Source organism: Acinetobacter sp. YH12105, from assembly GCF_013419095.1.
In the GTDB taxonomy this organism is placed as follows: domain Bacteria; phylum Pseudomonadota; class Gammaproteobacteria; order Pseudomonadales; family Moraxellaceae; genus Acinetobacter; species Acinetobacter pseudolwoffii.
In genome coordinates this window covers 1-3240 of sequence record NZ_VPAU01000041.1, presented here as the reverse complement: position 1 = coordinate 3240, position 3240 = coordinate 1, and the positions used below count along the sequence as shown (strand labels likewise).

The window sequence follows — 3240 nt, the reverse complement described above, 5'->3', positions numbered from 1 at the left end:
AACTTTTTTGCCAAGCTCAAGCAGTATCGTGCTATTGCCACACGCTATGATAAATTGGCTCAAAACTTCTTATCAGCGATCTACCTGGCTTCAACAATCATTTGGCTTAATTGATGACACGCCCTAGTGTACCGATAAATAAAAATTTTTCAGCAAAATTGGAGATAGAAAGACAAGATTTGTCGTACTAAATTTATATCAATAATATTGATATATCTAATTTTATTTGGGTTTTAAAATGATTAATGGACTTATATGTCGTATCTTAAATTAAGCCTCATATCATATTTATTAATATTTAAAACTTAAATTATAAGCAAAATAAATAACTAGGTGATTTGTCAAAGTTGGTCATCTTCGGCAACAATATATGCACTAATTAATTTGCAATTCTCAGTTTTTGAGATATGACGTGGAAACTGGCAATTTCCTCCCTTAAAAATAATAGGATTTTAAAAAGAATGATTTTTAATAACGAATAAGCTCTAGACAACAAAAAAAGCAATCATTGTAATTAGGAATGTTATAACTGTACTTGCCATCAATCTCATTGTTTTTGTATTGAAGTTTACTAAGTATGTTTGTGAATATTTCTTATATTTTAATGTGAAGTACAGGCTAGATATGAAACAGGCAGTAAGAAAGCTTAGCATTAATGCCATACGATAATAGTCAATCGATAGGTCTGTTCCGACTGTGAATTTCTGAAATTGGTAATAGTTGATTCCTGTCAAAAATATAAAACATAGTAGCCCTATACCTATTGCACGATATTCTGTATTTTTATCCTGATCTTTGTATAAAAACTTGGTAATCATCATACTTAAACTAAGAAACATTGGGATCAAAATAACTATAAAACTGACAAGCAAATTTCTAAATAACCAAGCCTTAATGTCCACATCATTTCTAAATTGATAAATATTTAAAAATGGAAAAAAGACCACTGGAAAGAAATATATATAAGTCAGTTTGAATGAATCCATATTTTTAATCATGAGTGATCATGGTTCCTGCTATAGAGACTCATTTTACTAATTGCTAAATAGAGATAAAGTTATATTTTGAAGAGAAGTCAGCTATACAAAACCTGTTTAAATTAATTTTGATAACGCATAGAACAACATCAATCGGCATATGCAGATAAGGCAACACATTCAATTATTGTAGAGTATGTTGCCAGTAAATCTTTATCTAAAATGCGGATCCCTGTTGTTGCGCTTTCTGTTGAAGTTGTCGTTTTTTTTCAGCTTCTATTTCATTGTTCATTTTTGAATAGTTTATTTTATCTGTGTAATTCAAATACGTTGTAGTATCAGGCCAACCACGATATGCCGTGATACTCATACCATTTTTGAAATTCCAGGTAAAACTTGCTTCTCCAAGACTAGGATTTCCTGAACGTTGGCTCGGTTTTCCATATTTTGATGAAACAAAATTTGCAACCTCTAGAATTTTTCCTGAGTCCATGAATACGGGAAATTTATATTCTGCATAAGCAAATTTTCCATTGGATGTATATCCAAAATTTAATTCTGTAGTACCTTCCAATACAGCATTAGAATTGTATTTATCTATCCAGTAGTTGTTGTCTTCACGAACCACTTTAACATTGGTATTTTGCAATGCTGAGCGAATTTGATCACGTGTTGCACCTTTTAGCTCTACATTAAATAGTTGTGGAGCTGCCATTACAGATGAAGATGCTACTGTTACACACAATATTAAAGCCGTATTAATAAAATGATACATAAAAAATATCCTAGAGCACATTAATTTAGAATAAGATTCTGAATTTAATAGATTTAATTTATTTTACTAGAAATTAATTTCCCATCTTTAACGGTAAGATTAAATTTAGTTAAACGACTAGGGCAGCAATGTCCGTCATTCTCAAAATAATCATATTGATGAACGCTAATATGTCCCTTCTTATCTTTTTGAATACTCGCTGTCACAGCAAAATATTTTGAGTCTAAGAAGTTAAATTTTTGATCTTTTTTACCAATAAAAACGGCCACTTCTGAACTCATTGTTGTTGGATGACAATTCGTTTCTTCACAAAAATCAAGTACTATAATTTTATCTTTAATTCCATTGTGATTAATATCAGCAGTGATAACTTCCTTAGATTTTAGAGAAAATTTTAAATAATCTGAATCAGTAGCATATTTTTTGCTTTCTAAATTCAAATTTTTTATAGATACTTGTACACGGTTATTAATCTGCTGCTGAAGGGTTGTTGCTTCTGCTCTTGCAGTAAAAAATATGAAAAATGCCGCGAGTAGTATTGATTTTTTCACACATGTACTCCTTAAAAATTAGCCGCTTCTGACTGGTTTTTTTTCTGTTGACTTTCTTGATTTATTTGGGATCTTTGCTGTTCAAATTCTTGAGTAACATATTCAATATTTACTTTAAAGCCCCCCATATGTGGAGCGCTAATTGTAATCATTTCATTGTTTGGTGTAAGGAATACTGTTTCTTGATCGCCAACAAAAGGGGCTTTTTCACGAATAATTTTGTAATTATTTTTCTGCACATAACTCACAATTTTTTTGTATGTCTCTTTTGACATATGATTATTTTCACTTAGTGTCATCCACACATAAACTAACTTTTGATTTTTATCAAAACCAAACTGAGTAAATAGCAGACCATCTATATCAAAGCCAGATCCATCATTTTCTAAAACTGGCCCTCCAGCATAAGACTCCCCATTTATTTTATAATTATTTAATCGTTTCTTTACTGAATCAAAGGTCGAATCCCTTAACTTAAAGCCTAAAACAGGTGTACCTTTTAAAGTAGGGTCATCTTCTGGTTCTATTTTTTCAGCTACTTTCTCAATAGCTTTATTTTCATTACTCTGACTTTGTGATTGAACATGGCTATTATTATCTTTTGAGCAACTGACTATTAAAAGAGTTGAAGTAAGCATTAACAATGTCGATCTAATTTTAAGCATAATTAAAAAGTCTCTTATAAATATTAAAAAGTTAGGGTGTTTAACTCAAAATCCTCAGAAGATTATTAACTCTAGAAAGAAAAAACAATGACATATCTATTCATAAAAAAGTTTTTCTATTTATATACACGAATTAAAGAGTCTTCTAGGGCGTGTCATCAATTAGCTTGAGGAAAACCGCCTTGTCCCCATTATACTTTTATGACTAAACGCTATGCATTAAAAGATGAGCAGTGGGAACAGATTAAAGATCTGTTACCTGGACGAATGGG

The 3240-nt window shown here is 30.7% G+C and carries 4 protein-coding genes; 1 reads left to right on the top strand and 3 read right to left on the bottom strand.

Annotation, left to right across the window (positions count from 1 at the left end):
- Positions 1 to 114 (top strand): transposase (locus FTU44_RS14950; RefSeq protein ID WP_180050720.1); only part of this gene is annotated, 114 nt, incomplete at its 5' end.
- Positions 115 to 1194: 1080 nt separating this feature from the next.
- Here the strand turns inward: FTU44_RS14950 and FTU44_RS14945 are convergent.
- Genes FTU44_RS14945 through FTU44_RS14935 form a run of 3 tightly spaced genes read right to left on the bottom strand, consistent with a single transcriptional unit; the run spans position 1195 to position 2941 of the window.
- Positions 1195 to 1752: a hypothetical protein gene (locus tag FTU44_RS14945; RefSeq protein ID WP_180051311.1), complete on the bottom strand. Its 558-nt coding sequence runs from the start codon at positions 1750 to 1752 to the stop codon at positions 1195 to 1197.
- Positions 1753 to 1805: 53 nt separating this feature from the next.
- Complete coding sequence (locus tag FTU44_RS14940; RefSeq protein ID WP_180051308.1) at positions 1806 to 2303, bottom strand: hypothetical protein; 498 nt, start codon at positions 2301 to 2303, stop codon at positions 1806 to 1808.
- Between the two features lie 11 nt (positions 2304 to 2314).
- On the bottom strand, positions 2315 to 2941 hold the full coding sequence (locus FTU44_RS14935; RefSeq protein WP_180051304.1) for a hypothetical protein: 627 nt from the start codon (positions 2939 to 2941) through the stop codon (positions 2315 to 2317).
- Between the last annotated feature and the right edge of the window lie 299 nt (positions 2942 to 3240).

Excerpts from the sequence above, each read along its gene's own strand:
- FTU44_RS14935 (WP_180051304.1), bottom strand. The coding sequence starts at position 2,941 with ATGCTTACTTCAACTCTTTTAATAGTCAGTTGCTCAAAAGATAATAAT.
- FTU44_RS14945 (WP_180051311.1), bottom strand. The coding sequence starts at position 1,752 with ATGTATCATTTTATTAATACGGCTTTAATATTGTGTGTAACAGTAGCA.